Annotated in this window: 17 protein-coding genes and 6 tRNA genes; 14 read left to right on the forward strand and 9 right to left on the reverse strand. The window is 53.0% G+C overall.

Going from position 1 to position 19,677, the window contains the following annotated elements; translation table 11 throughout:
* The first annotated feature begins 251 nt into the window (after positions 1-251).
* Positions 252-1,949: a sensor histidine kinase gene (locus L2Y28_RS15520; RefSeq protein WP_022648926.1), complete on the forward strand. Its 1,698-nt coding sequence runs from the start codon at positions 252-254 to the stop codon at positions 1,947-1,949.
* 13 nt (positions 1,950-1,962) lie between these two features.
* Positions 1,963-2,694 carry a LytTR family DNA-binding domain-containing protein gene (locus L2Y28_RS15525; RefSeq protein WP_022648927.1) on the forward strand — a complete coding sequence of 244 codons (732 nt, stop codon included), beginning with the start codon at positions 1,963-1,965 and terminating at the stop codon, positions 2,692-2,694.
* A 35-nt stretch (positions 2,695-2,729) separates the two neighbouring features.
* On the opposite strand, the gene glk is transcribed toward L2Y28_RS15525, so the two are convergent.
* Positions 2,730-3,695, reverse strand: coding sequence for a glucokinase (gene glk / locus L2Y28_RS15530; RefSeq protein WP_022648928.1), 966 nt, complete (start codon positions 3,693-3,695; stop codon positions 2,730-2,732).
* 205 nt (positions 3,696-3,900) lie between these two features.
* Here glk and L2Y28_RS15535 point away from each other — a divergent pair, with 205 nt between their 5' ends.
* Positions 3,901-5,136: an ion channel protein gene (locus L2Y28_RS15535; protein ID WP_022648929.1), complete on the forward strand. Its 1,236-nt coding sequence runs from the start codon at positions 3,901-3,903 to the stop codon at positions 5,134-5,136.
* Here L2Y28_RS15535 and ipdC read toward each other — a convergent pair whose 3' ends face one another.
* Positions 5,137-6,795: an indolepyruvate decarboxylase gene (gene ipdC / locus L2Y28_RS15540; protein WP_022648930.1), complete on the reverse strand. Its 1,659-nt coding sequence runs from the start codon at positions 6,793-6,795 to the stop codon at positions 5,137-5,139.
* A gap of 186 nt (positions 6,796-6,981) precedes the next feature.
* Between ipdC and mgrA the strand changes: the two genes are divergently transcribed.
* Both mgrA and ypeC read left to right on the forward strand, forming a co-directional pair.
* Complete coding sequence (mgrA, locus tag L2Y28_RS15545; protein ID WP_022648931.1) at positions 6,982-7,980, forward strand: L-glyceraldehyde 3-phosphate reductase; 999 nt, start codon at positions 6,982-6,984, stop codon at positions 7,978-7,980.
* Between the two features lie 126 nt (positions 7,981-8,106).
* The gene (ypeC, locus tag L2Y28_RS15550) at positions 8,107-8,454 is read left to right on the forward strand and encodes a DUF2502 domain-containing protein YpeC (protein ID WP_022648932.1); all 348 of its coding nucleotides are present in this window, start codon (positions 8,107-8,109) and stop codon (positions 8,452-8,454) included.
* A gap of 33 nt (positions 8,455-8,487) precedes the next feature.
* On the opposite strand, the gene L2Y28_RS15555 is transcribed toward ypeC, so the two are convergent.
* Entirely contained in the window at positions 8,488-9,726 is a 1,239-nt protein-coding gene (locus L2Y28_RS15555) for an Nramp family divalent metal transporter (protein ID WP_022648933.1), read from the reverse strand.
* 345 nt (positions 9,727-10,071) lie between these two features.
* Here L2Y28_RS15555 and nupC point away from each other — a divergent pair, with 345 nt between their 5' ends.
* Entirely contained in the window at positions 10,072-11,259 is a 1,188-nt protein-coding gene (nupC, locus tag L2Y28_RS15560) for a nucleoside permease NupC (RefSeq protein ID WP_022648934.1), read from the forward strand.
* A 45-nt stretch (positions 11,260-11,304) separates the two neighbouring features.
* Here the strand turns inward: nupC and L2Y28_RS15565 are convergent, their stop codons facing one another.
* From L2Y28_RS15565 to L2Y28_RS15575, 3 genes are all read right to left on the reverse strand, one after another.
* Positions 11,305-13,494: an EAL domain-containing protein gene (locus L2Y28_RS15565; protein WP_022648935.1), complete on the reverse strand. Its 2,190-nt coding sequence runs from the start codon at positions 13,492-13,494 to the stop codon at positions 11,305-11,307.
* A 210-nt stretch (positions 13,495-13,704) separates the two neighbouring features.
* A tRNA-Ala gene (locus L2Y28_RS15570) sits at positions 13,705-13,780 on the reverse strand.
* A gap of 41 nt (positions 13,781-13,821) precedes the next feature.
* Positions 13,822-13,897 (reverse strand) — tRNA-Ala (locus L2Y28_RS15575).
* A 217-nt stretch (positions 13,898-14,114) separates the two neighbouring features.
* On the opposite strand from L2Y28_RS15575, the gene L2Y28_RS15580 reads away from it, so the two are divergent.
* Both L2Y28_RS15580 and L2Y28_RS15585 read left to right on the forward strand, forming a co-directional pair.
* A complete protein-coding gene (locus tag L2Y28_RS15580) occupies positions 14,115-14,477 on the forward strand; it encodes a YfeC-like transcriptional regulator (RefSeq protein ID WP_022648936.1) in 363 nt (120 codons plus the stop codon).
* A gap of 1 nt (position 14,478) precedes the next feature.
* Positions 14,479-14,865 carry a YfeC-like transcriptional regulator gene (locus L2Y28_RS15585; RefSeq protein ID WP_032622330.1) on the forward strand — a complete coding sequence of 129 codons (387 nt, stop codon included), beginning with the start codon at positions 14,479-14,481 and terminating at the stop codon, positions 14,863-14,865.
* Positions 14,866-14,916: 51 nt separating this feature from the next.
* Here the strand turns inward: L2Y28_RS15585 and gltX are convergent, their stop codons facing one another.
* Complete coding sequence (gene gltX, locus L2Y28_RS15590; RefSeq protein ID WP_022648938.1) at positions 14,917-16,332, reverse strand: glutamate--tRNA ligase; 1,416 nt, start codon at positions 16,330-16,332, stop codon at positions 14,917-14,919.
* A gap of 258 nt (positions 16,333-16,590) precedes the next feature.
* Here gltX and L2Y28_RS15595 point away from each other — a divergent pair.
* The 5 genes from L2Y28_RS15595 to L2Y28_RS15615 all read left to right on the forward strand — a co-directional run bounded on the left by L2Y28_RS15595 (position 16,591) and on the right by L2Y28_RS15615 (position 17,447).
* A tRNA-Val gene (locus L2Y28_RS15595) sits at positions 16,591-16,666 on the forward strand.
* Between the two features lie 41 nt (positions 16,667-16,707).
* Positions 16,708-16,783 (forward strand) — tRNA-Val (locus L2Y28_RS15600).
* 29 nt (positions 16,784-16,812) lie between these two features.
* Positions 16,813-16,888: transfer RNA gene (locus L2Y28_RS15605), tRNA-Val, on the forward strand.
* A gap of 4 nt (positions 16,889-16,892) precedes the next feature.
* A tRNA-Lys gene (locus L2Y28_RS15610) sits at positions 16,893-16,968 on the forward strand.
* Between the two features lie 137 nt (positions 16,969-17,105).
* On the forward strand, positions 17,106-17,447 hold the full coding sequence (locus tag L2Y28_RS15615) for a FlxA-like family protein (protein ID WP_022648939.1): 342 nt from the start codon (positions 17,106-17,108) through the stop codon (positions 17,445-17,447).
* Here the strand turns inward: L2Y28_RS15615 and L2Y28_RS15620 are convergent.
* Positions 17,438-18,379, reverse strand: a complete 942-nt coding sequence (locus L2Y28_RS15620) for a LysR family transcriptional regulator (RefSeq protein WP_022648940.1) — start codon at positions 18,377-18,379, stop codon at positions 17,438-17,440. The genes L2Y28_RS15615 and L2Y28_RS15620 overlap by 10 nt on opposite strands.
* An 89-nt stretch (positions 18,380-18,468) precedes the next feature.
* Between L2Y28_RS15620 and L2Y28_RS15625 the strand changes: the two genes are divergently transcribed.
* Positions 18,469-19,464, forward strand: a complete 996-nt coding sequence (locus L2Y28_RS15625) for a bile acid:sodium symporter family protein (RefSeq protein ID WP_022648941.1) — start codon at positions 18,469-18,471, stop codon at positions 19,462-19,464.
* On the opposite strand, the gene L2Y28_RS15630 is transcribed toward L2Y28_RS15625, so the two are convergent.
* A complete protein-coding gene (locus L2Y28_RS15630) occupies positions 19,461-19,676 on the reverse strand; it encodes a DUF3820 family protein (protein WP_003861328.1) in 216 nt (71 codons plus the stop codon). The genes L2Y28_RS15625 and L2Y28_RS15630 overlap by 4 nt on opposite strands.
* Between the last annotated feature and the right edge of the window lies 1 nt (position 19,677).

Genomic DNA, 19,677 nt, shown 5'->3' on the forward strand with positions numbered 1-19,677 from the left:
GAATGCGATTGTAGTGAAAAGCGGAACTCTTATCGTGATCAGGCAGTTTTAAGCGCTGCGATTTAACACAATGTTTTCAGTATCGTTACCTGACGTTTCTCCACAAACGAAAAAGCAGCGACTTTCAGTCAAAAGCCAGCAATCCCCTTTGAGAATTATGGTTTTTCCCCATTTGATAAATCTGATGGATAGCTGGTCATCTGGCCCTATGTTTTCTATCATAGATTTTTCCCGTTTTCCCAGGCCTGACCGTGCACGAAATCTTCAATATGCTCCTGGCGGTGTTCGACCGCGCGGCATTAATGCTGATCTGTCTCTTTTTCCTTATCCGCATCCGCTTGTTTCGCGAACTGTTGCATAAATCTGCCCACTCGCCAAAAGAGCTGCTGGCCGTTACGTTTATCTTTTCGATGTTTGCCCTGTTCAGCACCTGGTCCGGCGTGCCGGTAGAAGGCTCGCTGGTGAACGTGCGCATCATCGCCGTCATGTCGGGCGGGATCCTCTTTGGTCCCTGGGTCGGGATTATCACAGGCATTATCGCCGGCACCCATCGATACCTGATTGATATTGGCGGCGTGACGGCAGTCCCCTGCTTTATCACCAGCATTATTGCCGGGGTACTCTCCGGCTGGATTAACCGCAAAATCCCGAAAAAACAGCACTGGCGTGCGGGGATTATCGCGGGGATGGTCTGCGAAACGCTGACCATGATCCTGGTCGTCGTCTGGGCACCGACCACTGCGCTGGGGCTGGATATCGTCTCGAAGATCGGTATTCCGATGATCCTCGGGAGCGTCTGTATAGGCTTTATCGTGCTGCTGGTGCAAAGCGTGGAAGGCGAAAAAGAGGCCAGCGCCGCGCGTCAGGCGAAGCTGGCACTGGATATTGCCAACAAAACGCTGCCGCTTTTCCGACACGTTAACACCGAATCTTTACGTCAGGTTTGCGATATCATCCGCCGGGATATTCACGCCGATGCGGTCGCCATCACCAATATTGACCACGTGCTGGCCTATGTTGGCGTCGGTGAGCACAATTATCGCGACAGCGACGATACCATCAGCCCGACCACCAGACAGGCGATTAACTACGGAAAAATCATCATTAAAAACAATGATGAAGCCCACCGGACGCCAGAGATCCACTCAATGCTGGTGATCCCGCTGTGGGAAAAAGGCGTGGTCACGGGGACGCTGAAAATTTACTACTGCCATGCGCACCAAATCACCTCCTCGCTCCAGGAGATGGCGATTGGCCTGTCGCAGATCATCTCCACCCAACTCGAAGTTTCGCGTGCGGAGCAGTTGCGCGAGATGGCAAATAAGGCAGAGCTGCGTGCCCTGCAAAGCAAGATCAATCCCCATTTCCTGTTTAACGCGCTGAACGCTATCTCCTCTTCCATTCGTCTTAATCCGGATACCGCGCGGCAGCTGATTTTTAATCTGTCGCGCTATCTGCGCTACAACATTGAGTTAAAAGACGACGAGCAGATCGACATCAAAAAAGAGCTGTATCAAATCAAGGATTACATCGCGATTGAGCAGGCACGCTTTGGCGATAAGCTGACGGTCATTTACGATATTGATGAAGAGGTCAACTGCGTGATCCCAAGCCTGCTGATCCAGCCGCTGGTGGAAAACGCCATTGTTCACGGCATTCAGCCGTGTAAAGGAAAAGGCGTGGTCACGATTAGCGTGACGGAAAGCGGTAACCGCGTGCGAATCGCCGTGCGCGATACCGGACACGGCATCGATCCAAAAGTGATCGAGCGCGTCGAATCAAACGAAATGCCGGGAAATAAAATCGGGCTGCTGAACGTGCACCACCGGGTCAAGCTGCTGTACGGTGACGGGCTGCACATTCACCGCCTTGAGCCGGGCACCGAGATTGCTTTTTATGTTCCGAACGAACGAACGCCCGTTAATGCCCCCATATCCTTGTTGCCGTAGGCCGGAGTAACAGATGAAAGTCATCATCGTAGAAGATGAAATTCTGGCTCAGCAGGAGTTGAGCTGGCTTATCAAAACCCACAGCCAGATGGAGATTGTTTGCTGTTTTGAGGATGGCCTGGACGTGCTGAAATTTTTGCAGCATAACCGGGTCGACGCGATTTTTCTCGATATTAATATTCCGTCTCTGGACGGCGTTCTGCTGGCGCAAAATATCAATCAGTTCGCCCACAAGCCGTTTATTGTGTTTGTCACCGCGTGGAAAGAGCATGCCGTGGAAGCCTTCGAGCTGGAGGCGTTTGACTATATTCTCAAGCCGTATCAGGAGTCGCGTATTATCAGCATGCTGCATAAGCTGGAAGCCGCATGGCAGCAGCAGTCGCTGCCCGCCAGTGCCAGTCCGGTAGCGCGGGAAAACGACACCATTAATCTGGTCAAGGACGAACGGATCATCGTCACGCCTGTCGACGATATTTACTATGCTGAAGCGCACGAAAAAATGACGTTTGTCTATACGCGGCGTGAGGCCTACGTAATGGCGATGAACATCACCGAATTTTGCAACAAACTCCCGGCAGCGCACTTCTTCCGCTGCCACCGCTCGTTCTGCGTCAACCTGAACAAGATCCGCGAGATCGAACCCTGGTTTAATAACACCTATATTTTGCGTCTGAAGGATCTGGATTTTCAGGTGCCGGTAAGCCGCAGCAGAGTGAAAGCGTTCCGCCAGCTCATGCACCTGTAGCGCGTTCCCTCTCCCGCAGGAGAGGGAGACGGATGTCAGAGGATCTGGCCAAGTACCTGACGCAGATGCGCCCCGGAGCCAAGCAAGCCCGGATTGTCGTGGACAATCAGGTAAACCGGAATGTCCTGCACGTAACTTTTGAAGCGGCCTTTGTCTTCAAAGCCACCACGGAAACCGGAGGCGGTAAAGAAATCGAGGAAGCGCGGCACGATCCCGCCCGCAATATAGACCCCGCCAAAGGTGCCGAGATTCAGGGCCAGGTTGCCGCCGAAACGCCCCATAATGACGCAGAACAACGACAAAGCACGACGGCAGTCAATACAACTGTCGGCCAGCGCGCGTTCGGTCACATCTTTAGGCTGCAGATTTTCCGGCAGACGACCGTCTGATTTTACAATCGCCCGATACAGGTTCACCAGACCCGGACCAGAAAGCACGCGCTCGGCCGACACGTGACCAATCTCGGCGCGTAGCTCCTCAAGAATAATGCCCTCTTCTTCGCTGTTCGGCGCAAAATCCACGTGGCCGCCCTCACCCGGCAGGCTGACCCAGCGTTTGTCGACGTGAACCAGGTGCGCCACCCCCAGACCGGTTCCGGCGCCGTAAACAGCAATGGGTTTGCCTTCAACCGGGGCCGTACCGCCGAACTGAATCAGATGCTCAGGTTTAAGCATTGGGATAGCCATGGAAACCGCAGTGAAATCGTTGATAATTTCAAGGTGCGAGAAACCGAGGTTTTTCCGCATTTCGGCAATTGAAAAGGCCCACGTGTGGTTGGTCATCGCCACCCAGTCGCCGGTGATCGGACAGGCGATGGCGATACAACCGTCTTCAACGCTCACTTTATGCTCTTCAAGATAGACGCGAACTACCGCTTCCAGGCTTGGGTAATCCAGCCCTGAATAGGTTTTCGCCTGAGAAATTTCACCGCTGTTTACATCGCACAGGGCAAGGCGCGCATTGGTGCCGCCAACATCACCTACCAAAGCATACTTTGTCATTCTTCTACTGCTCCGCTAAAGTCAGAATAAATCTTTGGGACACTGTAAATTCAAGGCGTGATAACAACAACGACCAGAAGGTGACTGCCCATGGATTATCGATCTTCGTCACATAATAACTTTACCGTTTCAGCACCTTTTGCACTATTGCCACAATGCTGATTGTGCAAAGTAACGTTAAGCCGTTTTGTACAAGGAAATCATCATGCTCCATCCGCGAGCCAGAACCATGCTGTTATTGGCTGTCCCGGCGCTAATTATTGGCGTAGCGTCGAGCCTGGTGCTCATCGTCGTCATGAAAGTAGCGGCAGTGCTGCAAACGATTTTATGGACCGCGCTGCCGGTTAAACTTGGCATCAGCACTGACTCGCCAGGGTGGATCATGATGATGCTGACCCTGACCGGAATTGCCGTAGGTCTGGTGATCCGCTATAGCCCGGGCCATGCCGGGCCGGACCCGGCACTGGAACCCTTGATTGGTGCGCCAGTATCTCCCTCTGCTCTGCCGGGGCTTGTTATCGCGCTGATTATCGGTCTTGCGGGCGGCGTAAGTCTCGGGCCTGAACATCCCATTATGGCGGTTAATATCGCGCTGGCGGTCTTTCTGGGAGCGCGTCTTTTCCCGCGCGTTGGCGCGCTGGACTGGACGATTCTGGCTTCCGCCGGTACCATCGGGGCACTGTTTGGTACCCCAATAGCGGCTGCGCTCATCTTTTCGCAAACGCTCAGCAGCGACAATGATGTGCCGCTGTGGGATAAACTCTTTGCGCCATTGATGGCCGCCGCAGCAGGGGCCCTCACGACCAGCCTGTTTTTCCATCCTCATTTTTCACTCCCCATCCCCCACTATGGCCAGATGCAACTCACCGATATTGTCAGCGGTGCCGTCGTCGTCGCGATAGCCATTGCGCTGGGAATGATCGCAGTGTGGTGTCTTCCGCGCCTGCATCGTCTGATGCACAGGCTGAAGCATCCGGTGCTGATTCTGGGTATGGGCGGTTTTATTCTGGGCGTTTTAGGCGCTATCGGCGGGACGGTTACGCTGTTTAAGGGTCTGGACGAGATGCAGCAGCTGGCCTTCAGCCAGGTCTTTGGCGTCTCCGATTATCTGCTGTTCGCGCTGGTAAAACTGGCGGCGCTGGTGATCGCTGCAGCCTGTGGTTTCCGGGGAGGACGGATCTTCCCTGCGGTATTTGTTGGCGTCGCGCTGGGGCTGATGCTGCATGAGCACGTCGACGCTGTCCCTGCGGCGATTACCGTCTCCTGCTCCATTCTGGGGCTGGTACTGGTGGTAACGCGCGATGCGTGGCTGAGTCTGTTTATGGCGGCCGTTGTGGTGCCGGATACCACGCTTCTGCCGCTCCTTTGTATCGTGATGTTGCCCGCCTGGCTCCTGCTGGCGGGCAAACCGATGTTGATGGCATGGCGAAACGACAGGTAATCAGGCGTTATTGCGCGCCTCCAGCGCTTTGGTCAGCGCGCTCAGCAGCGGCGGAATATCGGCTTTCGGCAGCATCACCTCGATCAGCGATAGTCGCTCGTGGTGTGCTACTTTATCCAGCACCTCCGCCAGTGTTTCCGCTTCGCTGACGCGCCAGCATTCTGCCTCTGGCGCCAGGCTCAGCGCCTGCGGGATCTGCGTCCAGTTCCAGAGGGCAATATCGTTATAGCGCTGCTCCGGCCCGTGGATGGCTCTCTCAACCGTGTATCCCTCGTTGTTAAGCACCAGAATAATCGGGCGCTGCTTGTCGCGCAGCATCGAGCCCAGCTCCTGAATGGTCAACTGCGCGGCACCGTCACCCGTCAGGACAATCACGCGTCGGTTCGGACACGCTGTTTGCGCGCCAAACGCCGCCGCGAGCGTGTAGCCGATCGATCCCCAAAGCGGCTGGACGATAAAGTTCACGTCTGCCGGTAAACGCAAATCGATAGCGCCGAAAGCAGACGTCCCCTGGTCAGCCAGAATAATGTCTCCGGGGCGAATAAACGTTTGCAGGGTACGCCAGAAGCTCTCCTGAGTCAGCGCCCCTTCGATAGTGGGGAAAGAAGAGCTGCTGTGATCCGATGGCGCTCGCGTATCACGTACATGCGTTTTGCACAGCGCTGTCAGCGTTTCAATGGCCTCCCTCATCGGGATACCCGTAAACCAGACGTCGCCGACGCGGGACGCGTGGGGCTGAACCTCTATCGTCTGATCTGGCGTCAGCTGGTGGGTAAACCCGGCAGTGAGCGTATCGGTAAAGCGCGTGCCAATGCACAGCACCGTATCAGCCCCCTCGATTGCCTCTTTGACCGCCGCGGCGCTCGCCGATCCGCTGTAGGTGCCATAAAAACCGCTCTGTCGTTCGTCAAAAATGCCCTTGCCCATCAGCATGGTGGCGTGTGCCATCGGCACCTCTTTCACCCACGTCTGAAGGGCCGCGCGCAAACCGTGGCGCAGCACCAGGAAGTCCGCTAACAGCGCGGTGCGTTTGCTCGTTGACAAACGCTTTTCGGCAGCCTCACGGAACGCTTGCATGCAGGCTGAATCGGCTGGTGCGGAGTTAAGAGTGAGAGCGCTTACAGGGGGCGTAGCGGCTTTTTTCGCCACATCGGCGGGCAGCATCAGGTAGCCCGGACGGCGCTCCCGCAGCATGGTGGTCAGGACTCTGTCAATTTCATAGCAGGCGTTTTGTTCGGTAAGCACCGCCTGTGCAACGGTGATGGGTTCGCTCATGTGGTAGAAATGGCGGAACTCGCCGTCGCCTAAGGTGTGGTGCAGTAACTCTCCTCGCTGCTGCGCCGCCATACCCGGAGCCCCCACAATATGGAGCACGGGGACATGTTCGGCAAAGCTGCCCGCTACACCGTTCATGGCGCTTAACTCCCCAACGCCGAAAGTCGTCAGGAGTGCGGCAAATCCCTTACAGCGGGCATAGCCGTCTGCGGCGTAAGACGCGTTCAGCTCGTTGGCACAGCCCACCCAGCAGATGTCCGGGCTGTCTATCACATGGTCGAGAAACTGCAGGTTATAGTCGCCCGGCACGCCAAACAGATGATCGGCACCGCAATCTGTTAGTCGGTCCAGCAGGTAATCGGCGACGCAATAGGGGGTACGCATATTATAGGTGTCCTTCTGACGTTGACCTCACTCTGAGTATTAAATAAGCGTGAAGGGTGTCCAGAATTGGCGACAATCAGGGGCTGGAAAGAATGCTTTACGAAAAAAGCTGAGCTATGCTCATTTTCTTCAGGTTAGTGTAAACGCATACACTGATTTTTCTTTCCAGCGCCAGAGGTCTCGCTCATGGGTTATCAACCTGACAAAAATCGTTACCAGACAATGCAATATCGCCGCTGTGGACAAAGCGGCCTCAAGCTTCCCGCCATCTCGCTGGGGCTTTGGCATAATTTTGGCGACGCGACGCTGCTCGAAAACAGCCGTCAACTTTTACAGCGCGCCTTCGATTTGGGTATTACACATTTTGACCTTGCTAATAATTACGGCCCACCTCCTGGTTCAGCCGAACGCAACTTCGGGCGCATCCTGCAGGAGGATTTCCTGCCCTGGCGCGATGAGCTAATCATCTCCACCAAAGCGGGCTACACCATGTGGGACGGGCCTTACGGCGACTGGGGCTCGCGTAAATATCTGATTTCCAGCCTGGACCAGAGCCTCAGGCGTATGGGGCTGGAGTACGTTGATATCTTCTATCACCACCGCCCCGATCCACAAACGCCGCTACGTGAAACGATGAAAGCGCTTGACCATGTGGTGCGCCAGGGCAAAGCGCTGTACATCGGCCTGTCCAACTACCCGGCAGAACTGGCGCGGCAGGCGATTGAAATACTGGAGGATCTGGGCACGCCCTGTCTAATCCACCAGCCGAAGTACTCCATGTTTGAACGTGCGCCTGAAGAGGGGTTGCTGGACGTGTTGCAGCAAAATGGGGTGGGATGTATCCCCTTCTCTCCCCTGGCGGGCGGACAGTTGACCGATCGCTATCTGAACGGCATCCCGGCAGATTCTCGCGCAGCAAGCGGCAGTAAGTTCCTTAATCCGGAACAGGTCACCGACAAAAAGCTGGAAAAGGTACGCAAGCTGAATGCGCTGGCGGAAAAACGGGGGCAAAAGCTTTCGCAAATGGCACTGGCCTGGCTCCTGCGCCACGATGCGGTGACATCAGTGCTCATCGGCGCAAGCAAAACCGGACAAATTGAAGATGCTGCAGGCATGCTTGAAAATCGTCATTTCTCCGCAGAAGAGCTGAAGACGATAGAAGCGATTCTGTCCAGTTCAGATTAAAAACACTTTTAGCAAAAAGTGCTCTCGTTCATGATTTAGGAGTTGAGGCGATGAAACGAATGTTTACCAACTCGTAAAATTGCGTTAACAGGTCGCACAGCGGCCCCGATCGTGAAGGAGAAGAGTATGTTCAGGTCACTGATTCTTGCAGCGGTACTACTGGCTTCGGCCCCGCTGGTCGCCAATGCGGGCGAAATCACCCTGTTGCCATCGATTAAATTACAAATTGGCGATCGTGATGACTACGGCAGATACTGGGACGGTGGCTACTGGCGCGACCGTGACTACTGGCACCGACATTATGAGTGGCGTAAAAACCGCTGGTGGAAACACGATAACGGCTATCACCGTGGCTGGGATAAGCGTAAGGCCTACGAGCGCGGCTACCGCGAAGGCTGGAACGATCGTGACGACCGCCGTGGCGGCAGGGGGCACGGAAAAGGCAGAGGCCATGGTCACGGCCATCACCATTAACAGCTAAAAGGAGCCTCACGGCTCCTTTTTCTTTTACAGGCCTGCTGCTGTGCCTATCAGCAACCACATGTTTAACGCCACCACCACGACCACAATGGCCCACCCGGCGCGTTTCACCCACATCGAATTCACCAGATCGCCCATCAGCGATTTGTTGCTGGTGAATATCAGTAGCGGCACCAGCGCCAGCGCAATACCGAAACTCAGCAGCACCTGACTCATCACCAGAATGCGGGTCGGATCCAGCCCCATCAGAATTACAATAAAGGAAGGCAGCATCGTTACCGAACGGCGAACCCACAGTGGAATATGGAAACGTACGAACCCCTGCATCACCACCTGCCCGGCCAGTGTCCCCACAACCGTAGAGGAAAGTCCCGCAGCAACCAGGCTTAAACCAAAAATAGTGGCAGCGGCATGGCTCAGCAACGGCTCCAGCGTCAGGTACGCCTGGTCGAGATCGGCAACCCCGGTATGCCCGTTAAAGTGAAACGCGGCGGCGGCAGTCGCCATCATCGCCAGATTCACAAATCCGGCAATGGTCATCGCAATTGCCACATCCCATTTCGAGGCGGAGTAGCGCTCTTTACTCGTCCCGCCGTGCAGATTTTGGGTTAAAGAAGAGTGCAGATAAATTACGTGCGGCATAATGGTCGCCCCCAGCACCCCGGCGGCCAGAAATACGGCTTCAGAGGTGGGTAACGACGGGATCACCATCCCTTTCGTCAACTGCACCAGATTCGGCTGGGAGAAAATCAGCTCAACAATATAGGCGGCAGCGACGAACAGCAGCAGGCCGCCGATGACTTTCTCCAGCGGTTTTTGTCCCCGCCTCTGGAGCATCAAAATAAGGAACGTGGCGATACCGGTCAGCACGGCGCCCTGTAGCAGGGAGACGCCCAGAATAAGCTTAAAGCCGATCGCCGCCCCGATAAACTCGGCGAGATCGGTGGCCATGGCGATAATTTCCGCCTGGACCCAGTAAAACCATACCGCCGGACGCGGATAGTGATCGCGGATTTGCTCCGCCAGGTTTTTCCCGGTGGCAATACCCAGCTTCGCGGAAAGCATCTGAATCAGCATCGCCATCAGGTTGGCCCACACCACAACCCACAGCAGCTTATAGCCGAAACTGGCCCCGGCCTGAATATTGGTCGCAAAATTACCCGGATCGATGTAGCCAATCGCGGCAATGAATGCAGGTCCCATTAATGCGAACCGCAGCTTGCGTGCCGCCCTGCCGCTGCTACTCTCTACGCGACTATTCGTCATTTCTGCCTCTGGAAATATAGCCTGTGCTATGTTTTATGCTATCAAAATGAGAATGATTATCAAGTTCATTTGTAATGGTTAACATGATTACTCTGATAGCCAGGGACAATAGACAGGCAGGTGGAGCAAGGTCACAGAATGTGAAAATGCGCAGACATTTGTGAAGCGTAGCACACAAACTTAACTTTTCACTCATTTACCTAACATAACAAAAATGTATTGTTGATCACTATTTTTGAGACTCGTCACAGGATGTAACTATAGTGTGGGCTTGATCTCGTTTTCTTTGTGCTTGTTACATAGAATGTGCACGGAAATTAAACCTGCCTCATATTTGGAGCAAATATGGACCGCGTCCTTCATTTTGTCCTGGCACTCGTTGTCGTTACTGCACTCGCATTGCTGGTCAGCACTGACCGCAAAAATATTCGTATTCGCTATGTTGTCCAGCTGCTGGTCATTGAAGTTTTACTTGCGTGGTTCTTCCTGAACTCCAACGTAGGCCTCGGCTTCGTGAAAGGCTTCTCCGAAATGTTCGAAAAACTGCTCGGATTTGCCAACGACGGGACTAACTTTGTCTTTGGCAACATGAACGATCAGGGTTTGGCCTTCTTCTTCCTGAAAGTGCTCTGCCCTATCGTCTTCATCTCTGCCCTGATCGGGATCCTCCAGCACATTCGTGTTCTGCCGGTGGTTATCCGTGCAATCGGCTTCCTGTTATCGAAAGTTAATGGCATGGGCAAGCTGGAATCCTTTAACGCAGTCAGCTCGCTGATCCTGGGTCAGTCTGAGAACTTCATTGCGTATAAAGATATCCTCGGCAAGATGTCCCGTAACCGCATGTACACCATGGCGGCGACAGCAATGTCTACCGTTTCCATGTCTATCGTGGGCGCGTATATGACTATGCTGGAACCTAAATACGTGGTTGCAGCGCTGGTTCTGAATATGTTCAGCACCTTTATTGTTCTTTCGCTGATTAACCCGTACCGCGTGGATGCCAGCGAAGAGAACATTCAGATGTCAAACCTGCACGAGGGACAGAGCTTCTTCGAAATGCTGGGTGAATACATTCTGGCGGGTTTCAAGGTTGCGATTATCGTTGCCGCGATGCTGATTGGCTTTATCGCACTGATCGCTGCGCTGAACGCCCTGTTTGCGGCCGTACTTGGTATTTCGTTCCAGGGTATTCTGGGCTATATCTTCTACCCCGTCGCTTGGGTAATGGGTGTGCCCGCTCACGAAGCGTTGCAGGTGGGCAGTATCATGGCAACGAAACTGGTATCCAATGAATTCGTGGCGATGATGGATCTTCAGAAGATTGCCAGCACGCTCTCCCCGCGTGCGGAAGGGATCCTGTCCGTCTTCCTGGTCTCCTTCGCGAACTTCTCTTCCATCGGTATTATCGCTGGTGCGATTAAAGGCCTGAACGAAGAGCAAGGTAACGTCGTTTCTCGCTTTGGCCTGAAGCTGGTTTACGGTTCAACGCTGGTGAGCGTCCTGTCTGCCTCTATCGCAGCATTGGTGCTGTAATCCATACCGCTCAATGAAAACCGGGAGCCATCGCTCCCGGTTTTTTTATGTCTCCAGCGCCGTCAGGGGCAGTGGTTTACCAATCAAATAGCCCTGCAAATAATCAACGCCGTATCGCAGCAACATCTCGCGTTGTTCAGCCGATTCCACATATTCAGCCACCACACAAAGCGATTTCGTTTTTGCCATGTTGCAAATGGACTGCACGATCATCGCATCCATGCTGTCGGTGCAGATATCTTTCACGAAGCAGCCATCGATCTTAATGATATCGGCCTCCAGTCGCTTCAGGCGCTCAAAGTTGGCATAGCCGGTACCAAAGTCATCGATAGCAATGCGGAAGCCATAATCCCGCAGCTGCTGGATATTGTTGATGCTGCTTCCCGAGTCAGAGAAAGCCTGTTCCTCGGTGATCTCAATGACGATATCTTGCGGTGCAACGGCGTAGCGTTCAAAAAGCGCGATGATCTCAGCTGCAATCTCGTTCTGCATCAGCGTCAGCGGCATCAGATTAACGGAGAACCGCGTTCCGGCCCGTCCGGATGGATGACTGCGCATCCACATCAGCAATTTTTCCACCACGTTCAGGTCGAATCGGTGGCTCAGGTTGAACTGAGCAATCAGCGGAATAAAGCGGTCAGGGGTGATGATCTCACCATCACTTTCAAGACGCGAAAGGATTTCAAAGTACCCTTCTCCGCGCGCGTTGTGAATTGGCTGCGCGTAAAGATGGAGACCACCGATATCAAGGGCGCGTTTTATACGGGCCAGCATTAGCACCCTGTCCGTCGTATGACCAGAAACATCATCCAGACTGTTGGTTAACGCAAGGACGTTATGCCCGGAACAGGACTGCTCGGACAGCCAGCTCAACTGACCCAGCGTGTGATGCACGCTTTCTCCATTTGGCACTTCCCCCCAGGAGGCACCAAACTCAATGTCGAGCTCAGTCTTGTTCCAGATAATTTTACGGCTGTTCAGATGGTCAACCATAAATTGCAGACGTTCAGCCGTGCCCGGTCCCAGCAAGACCAACATCAGTTCACTGCCTGGTAACTGGAAGAGCTTCTCGTCTTTTTGCAATAACGGCTGCAGCGACGCGGTGATCATCTTTTTACAGTGCACGCGCATGAGGATGCCGTAGTGACGGCTCAGGAATTCCAGATTATCCAGACGCAAGCAGCAGACTTTGGCCTCAGGATGATGCTGTAGAAAAACTTCCAGCGCACGAATGTTAGGCAGACCGGTGAGCGGATCGGTAAGCGCCCTCTCCTGCCACCCCTGTTTAAGCCATTCACTTTTCTGATAGATCTGCGACATGTAAAGCAGGCAGATAGCGAAAGAGATGAGTACCGACAGAATAAAGGAGAGCGAGTGGCCCGATTCAACGCCATTGAGAAAATTATAATTATAGGTCAACAACATGAGCGCTGAGGCTGCCCAGAATAAAGAGATGAGCGCATAGCTCAAACGACCAATACCCAGGGTAAAAAGAATGAAAACGGTCGGCATCAAATAACCCGCAATAAACTGCGACTCAAAAGGCGCGCATAAAATAGCGATCATTGAGACCAACAGCATCAGCCACACAACGATAAATAACGCTTTTTTGTTGCAAAAGAGGGGCTTCACGCTTCGCCGCCAGAATGTTCGGGCATAGCGAGGATTAATAATCATTCTTAATGGATAATAGAACATCATGGTGAAAATCAGGGCGGCGCAAATCAGACTCTGAATATCGATAACGTTATAAATTGCAGAGCCTTCGCCGAAATAGGAGGAGATTGTTACCGGGAAATCAAATAAATACCCCGCCAGATACATCGATAATTTGATGCCCACAGGCACCATAAATCCGAGCCATAAAATACGTATACCAATGTACTTATTCGGCATGCTGTGGCGCCAGCGCTTGCCCAGCATCAAACGGATAACGCCACAGGCGGCGAAGACGGAAAACGTCTGACAACATAATAAAACGATAGATTGTAGCGGGGCTAAATCAAAGTAATAAGCATTAGTAACACTAAAACTTAGCAACAAAGGAATGATTGCCCGTCGTCCAAATAACAACACGATGGCGAGCATGGCGCTTAAGGGCAGCCACGCTAAATAAACATCATTTTCGTTAACGATAGCGCGCGGAGAGATATAACGGGAAAAGGGGATCGCAATCAGGCTTAGCGCCAGGGCAATCATAAATATTTTTACATTATTGTAAATTTTTCTATTCATTAATCCGGGTAATCTATTTAACCATCGTCTTATTGACCGGATCGATAATAGGTTTATTAATTGGACGAATCAAGTTTAGGTCTATTTATGGACTTATTTATTGATTTGGATTGAGGTGAGGTATAGAAAATGACGTTAATTGCAACAAAAACAGTCTAAATATTTTACAAGATATAAAAAACCCCCGTCTGACGACGAGGGTTTAAATTTTGGTGGAGCTAAGCGGGATCGAACCGCTGACCTCTTGCATGCCATGCAAGCGCTCTCCCAGCTGAGCTATAGCCCCACATGTTACTTTACCTACCGTACTCTGTTGGGTTCAGAGTTTGGTGGAGCTAAGCGGGATCGAACCGCTGACCTCCTGCATGCCATGCAGGCGCTCTCCCAGCTGAGCTATAGCCCCATCGTAAAGCTGTCATGTTGACGGGCGGCATAATATGAATTCCACCGCACAGTGTCAACGGCAAATTCAACCTCAGCCTTTCAACCGCCGAAAAATCATGCAAATGAATCACTTTGCGAGTCTGCTCGCAGCCAGGAGTTAAGCTTGTCACGTTTTCACGTAAAACGGTGCTATAAAATGAACCACTAATTAACCCCACAGATATTCAGGAAATTATATGATCAAGGAACGAATGACGCCAGAAGAGTTAGCCCTGCTGACTGGCTATAGCCGACAGACCATCAATAAATGGGTACGCAAAGAGGGTTGGATTACATCACCAAAACCAGGCGTTCAGGGCGGCAAGGCGCGTCTGGTACACGTCAATGAAAAAGTGCGCGACTTTATTCGCAGCGCACGCAGGGTAACAGAGTCGCCGGAAATGCCAGAAAAGGCGTACCACGAAGGCTCGCTTCACGCCCTGCTCCTGACGCTGGCGAATGAAATGACGCCGGATGAGCAAAAGCAGATGACATCTCTGTTACTGCGGGAAGGGATTACCGGATTGTTACAACGCTTAGGGATTCGCGACCAACGCTAATATGAAAAGATTACGCAGTAAAATGACCACGGAAGAGCTGGCGGACAGTCTGGGCGTCGCCCGACAAACCGTTAATCGCTGGATACGACAGAAAGGATGGAAAACGGAGGGTATCAACGGTGTAAAAGGCGGAAGAGCGAGGGTGATATGTATCGATGCGCACGTTAAGGAGCACATCATTAGCCTTCCCGCCATTCGTAACAGTCGGGCTGTTTACCATGTGGCAGAAAGCCCTTCACTCTATGGCGTGGCGACCTCATCCAGCCTGCTTCCACAAATTATCGACTCGCTGGAAAACATGACAACTGTCGAACAGGAACGTTTGCACAAGCTGCTCGCTCGCGAAGGTTTGCAGGGTTTTCTCACGCGTCTTGGTATTGCTGAATAACAGACATAAAAAACGGCAGGTTACCCTGCCGTTATTTGTATTTCACGAGCATTACTGCTGGCTTTCGCGCTCAGCAATAAAGCCCAGCGCCTTGTTGATACGCGCAACGCTACGTGATTTGCCAATGGCATGAACGGTCACGTCCAGCGCCGGAGACTGGCCTGCCCCCGTCACCGCAACGCGCAGCGGCATACCGACTTTACCCATGCCAATTTCCAACTCATCAGCGGTTGCCTGAATCGCGTGGTGAACATTTTCTGCAGTCCATTCGGTAATGGCTTCGAGTTTATCTCGCACCACTTCCAGCGGCTGACGCGCAACCGGACGCAGGTGTTTCTTGGCCGCATCGGCGTCGAACGCGTCAAACTCTTCATAAAAGTAGCGGCAGCTCTCGGCGATCTCTTTCAGCGTTTTGCAACGCTCGCCAAGCAGCTTCACCAGATCCGCCAGTTCAGGGCCCGTACGGGTATCGATGTTTGCCTGCTCAATGTGCCATTGCAGATAAGTCGCCACATACTCTGGCTGCATGGTATTGATGTAGTGATGGTTCAGCCACAGCAGTTTGTCAGTGTTGAACGCGCTGGCTGATTTGCTTACCGAGTTCAGAGAGAAAAGCTCGATCATCTCTTCGCGGCTGAAGATCTCCTGGTCACCATGAGCCCAGCCCAGACGCACCAGATAGTTCAGTAGCGCTTCCGGCAGATAGCCGTCATCACGGTACTGCATCACGCTCACCGCGCCATGACGTTTGGACAGCTTTTTACCGTCGTCACCGTTGATCATCGATACGTGCGCATACACCGGTACAGGCGCGTTCAGCGCTTTCAGAATGTTGATCTGACGCGGGGTGTTATTGATATGGTCTTCACCACGGATCACGTGAGTGATTTCCATATCCCAGTCGTCCACAACTACGCAGAAGTTATAGGTTGGCGAGCCGTCAGTACGACGAATGATGAGGTCATCCAGCTCCTGGTTGCTGAATTCGATCGGGCCACGGATCTGGTCATCAAAGATAACAGAGCCATCCTGCGGGTTAGCAAAACGCACTACGCAAGGCTCATCAGCAGCATGCTCGCTGTGGTCATGACGGCAACGACCGTCATAACGCGGTTTTTCGCCTTTTGCCATTTGCTCTTCACGCAGCGCATCCAGACGCTCCCTTGAGCAGTAGCACTTATAGGCCGTGCCTGCGACCAGCATCTCGTCAATTACGGCGTTATAGCGGTCAAAACGTTTGGTCTGGAAGTATGGGCCTTCGTCCCACTCCAGATTCAGCCAGTTCATCCCATCCATAATGGCTTCAATTGCTTCCGGCGTTGAGCGCTCCAGGTCGGTGTCTTCAATACGCAGCACAAACTCACCTTTGTTGTGGCGTGCGAAAAGCCAGGAGTAGAGAGCAGTACGTGCACCACCGACATGCAGATAGCCTGTCGGGCTCGGCGCGAAGCGAGTTTTGATTTTCATGAAATGGCCTTACGTTATAAAGATGCCGGTAATCGGCAAATCCTGGGAAGAAAACAATGGGCAATATTCTATCACTGTGGGCCGATTCCTCAATGTCGATCACTTTATCCGGTTCGAGATTGCTGTTTTTGTTTAGAAATCATGCACCACAGTCCGTTTTGCGATCGTTTTGACTAATTTTACGACGAACGAATAAAAACTTTAGAAAATGCGTTGACTCATTTTCAACTCTCCCTATAATGCGACTCCACACAGCGGGGGTGATTAGCTCAGTTGGTAGAGCATCTCCTTTACACGGAGGGGGTCGGCGGTTCGAGCCCGTCATCACCCACCATCTACTTCGGTAGACTCGCAGTGTAGATAAGAATTGAGATTGGGCGATTAGCTCAGTTGGTAGAGCATCTCCTTTACACGGAGGGGGTCGGCGGTTCGAGCCCGTCATCGCCCACCATTCTCACCTTATCGTAGCAGTTCCGAAATGGGCGATTAGCTCAGTTGGTAGAGCATCTCCTTTACACGGAGGGGGTCGGCGGTTCGAGCCCGTCATCGCCCACCATTTCGGGTCGTTAGCTCAGTTGGTAGAGCAGTTGACTTTTAATCAATTGGTCGCAGGTTCGAATCCTGCACGACCCACCAATGTAAAAAAGCGCCCTAAAGGCGCTTTTTTGCTATCTGCGATATAGCACATCCCCATTGCAGCCAAACCGCTTGTTTTACTCAAGCTCACGCCTTCTTTGCCGATACCTCTATTTTATGGCGAAAAGGATCTCAATATGACAACTCTTAAGCCCGTTTCTCTGTCGGCGATGGAAATCGGCAGCGTAGATAACAGCTCCGGCGGAAACGACATTGCTTCCCAGATCACCCGTCTGACCAAACAGATAACGAAAGTCACTCAGCAACTCAAAGAAGTCGCCATGGGTGATGCCACAGCGGAAGAAAAGCAAAAGCAGCAAGAATTGCTCGAATCTCAGCTGGCAATGTTGCAGGCACAGTTGGCGCAATTGCAGCGTCAGCAGGCAGAAGAGGCGATGCCAAAACAGGAAAGCGGTCAGGCCGTGGCGGAAGGCGTCAATAAACCCTCCGCAGAACATCAGATTGATATCTATATCTGATCATTGGTTTCGTTAAAAAGTGGATCGCGCGTGCGGGCCTCCATCAGACGCCTGGCCTGCATACGCACCACATCCCAGCAGGCATGAGCCGCTCCGGAAAGAGACCTGTTTTTACGGCGTACCAGCATCAGCTGGCGTTCAATGCAGGGCAGGAAACGCTTCACCGTTAAACGACTTCCTTGCGGCAGTGGCAGCGCCAGCGCAGGCAGAACGCTGATCCCAATCCCCGCTTCGACCATGGGGAAGAGCGTGGCAGGATGCCCAATCTCCTGCACAATGGTTGCCTTTACGCCCTGTGCGGCCAGTGCGGCATCTATCAGCGGGCGGCTACCTGATGCATAATCCTGTAACACCAGGTTTGCCCCCTGTAAGGCTTGCCAGGCCACCTGCGACAGCGATGCCAGAGGATCATCATCGCGGCAGAGCAATAAAAAGGGTTCCGAGAGTACCACTTCACATTCCAGGTCGCTTACCGCTCCGGGATCGATAACAATCCCGAAATCCACATCCCCCTGACGAATACTCTCCAGTACCCACTGCTGCGGCCTGTCGTGCAAAACAAAATCGATATCCGGATAGCGGTGATTACTTTCAGCGATGCACTGGGGAATAAGATGCGCCGAAATCGTCTGGCTCGCCGCCACTCTCACGGTACCGGAAAGCTGTTGTCCAAGCCGTCCGACGTCCCTCAGCGTACTGTTCAGTTCATCCAGCAGCCTTTCCAGACGCGTTGCCAGCTGATGTCCCGCTTCGGTGAGCACCACTTCGCGCGTCGTGCGGTCGAGCAGCTTCACGCCGGTTTGAGTTTCCAGCTCTTTCACGCTATGGCTCACCGCCGACTGGCTGAGGCCAATCATCTCCCCTGCCCGACTGAAGCTGCGGGCCTGCGCGACGGTGACGAAAACACGAAGCTGACGTAGTGAATAATTCATCTGTTTAATTCATGAATGGATGCAATAAATCAATTTTATTTCTCAAAGGGAAGAAAGCACAATAGCGGCATCTGTTTTCAGGAGTGATTATGAAACTTTTTCGTATCCTTGATCCGTTTACGCTGACCCTGATTGGTGTCGTCTTGCTGGCCTCGTTCTTCCCGGCGCGGGGCGGTTTCGTTCCGGTCATTGAAGGGCTGACCACGGCAGCCATTGCCCTGTTGTTCTTTATGCATGGCGCCAAACTCTCCCGGGAAGCCATTATTGCAGGCGGTAGCCACTGGCGACTGCACCTCTGGGTAATGTGCAGCACCTTTATCCTCTTCCCTGTTCTGGGCGTGCTGTTTGCCTGGTGGGCGCCGGTGAATGTCGATCCGGCACTCTATACCGGTTTCCTTTATCTGTGCATTTTGCCGGCCACCGTGCAGTCTGCTATTGCCTTTACCTCGCTGGCGGGCGGCAACGTCGCGGCGGCGGTATGTTCTGCTTCGGCTTCCAGCCTGCTCGGGATCTTTGTTTCACCGCTGCTGGTCGGTCTGCTGATGAACATGCATGGTGCAGAAGGTAATCTGGAGCAGGTGGGTAAAATTTGTCTGCAACTGCTACTGCCGTTTGTGCTCGGACACTTATCCCGCCCCTGGATTGGGGCGTTTGTGGCGAAACACAAAAAATGGATCGGGAAAACGGACCAAAGCTCCATTCTGCTGGTGGTTTACACGGCCTTCAGCGAAGCCGTGGTGAACGGCATCTGGCACAGGGTGGGCGCAGGATCGCTGCTGTTTATTGTGGTGGTAAGCATTGTTCTGCTGACAATTGTGATCGCGGTTAACGTCTTTGTGGCCCGCAAATGCGGCTTCAATAAGGCCGATGAAATCACCATCGTATTCTGTGGATCGAAAAAGAGCCTGGCCAACGGGATCCCGATGGCCAATATTCTGTTCCCGACGTCGGTCATTGGGATGATGGTACTGCCGCTGATGATTTTCCATCAGATCCAGCTGATGGTGTGTGCGGTACTGGCGCGGCGTTACAAGGCACAGACTGAAAAGCTGGCGCAGGAAGAGACCCGCGCCGCGAAAGTTTAAGGACGTTTCAGGGGCTGCACCAGCTGGGTCAGCCCCTCTGTTTTGATCAGTAATGTGATAGCCATCAGCTCGCCAAGACGCCCGGCAGGAAACTCATCCTTACGGGCAAACCACAGCAGATATTCTTCCGGTAAATCAATCAGCCTGCGGCCCTTATATTTACCGAACGGCATCTCCGTATTGGCGATCTCAACGAGCTGCTCTTTTTCCACA

This window comes from Enterobacter sp. JH25, from assembly GCF_021725435.1.
Taxonomy (GTDB): Bacteria; Pseudomonadota; Gammaproteobacteria; order Enterobacterales; family Enterobacteriaceae; genus Enterobacter; species Enterobacter intestinihominis.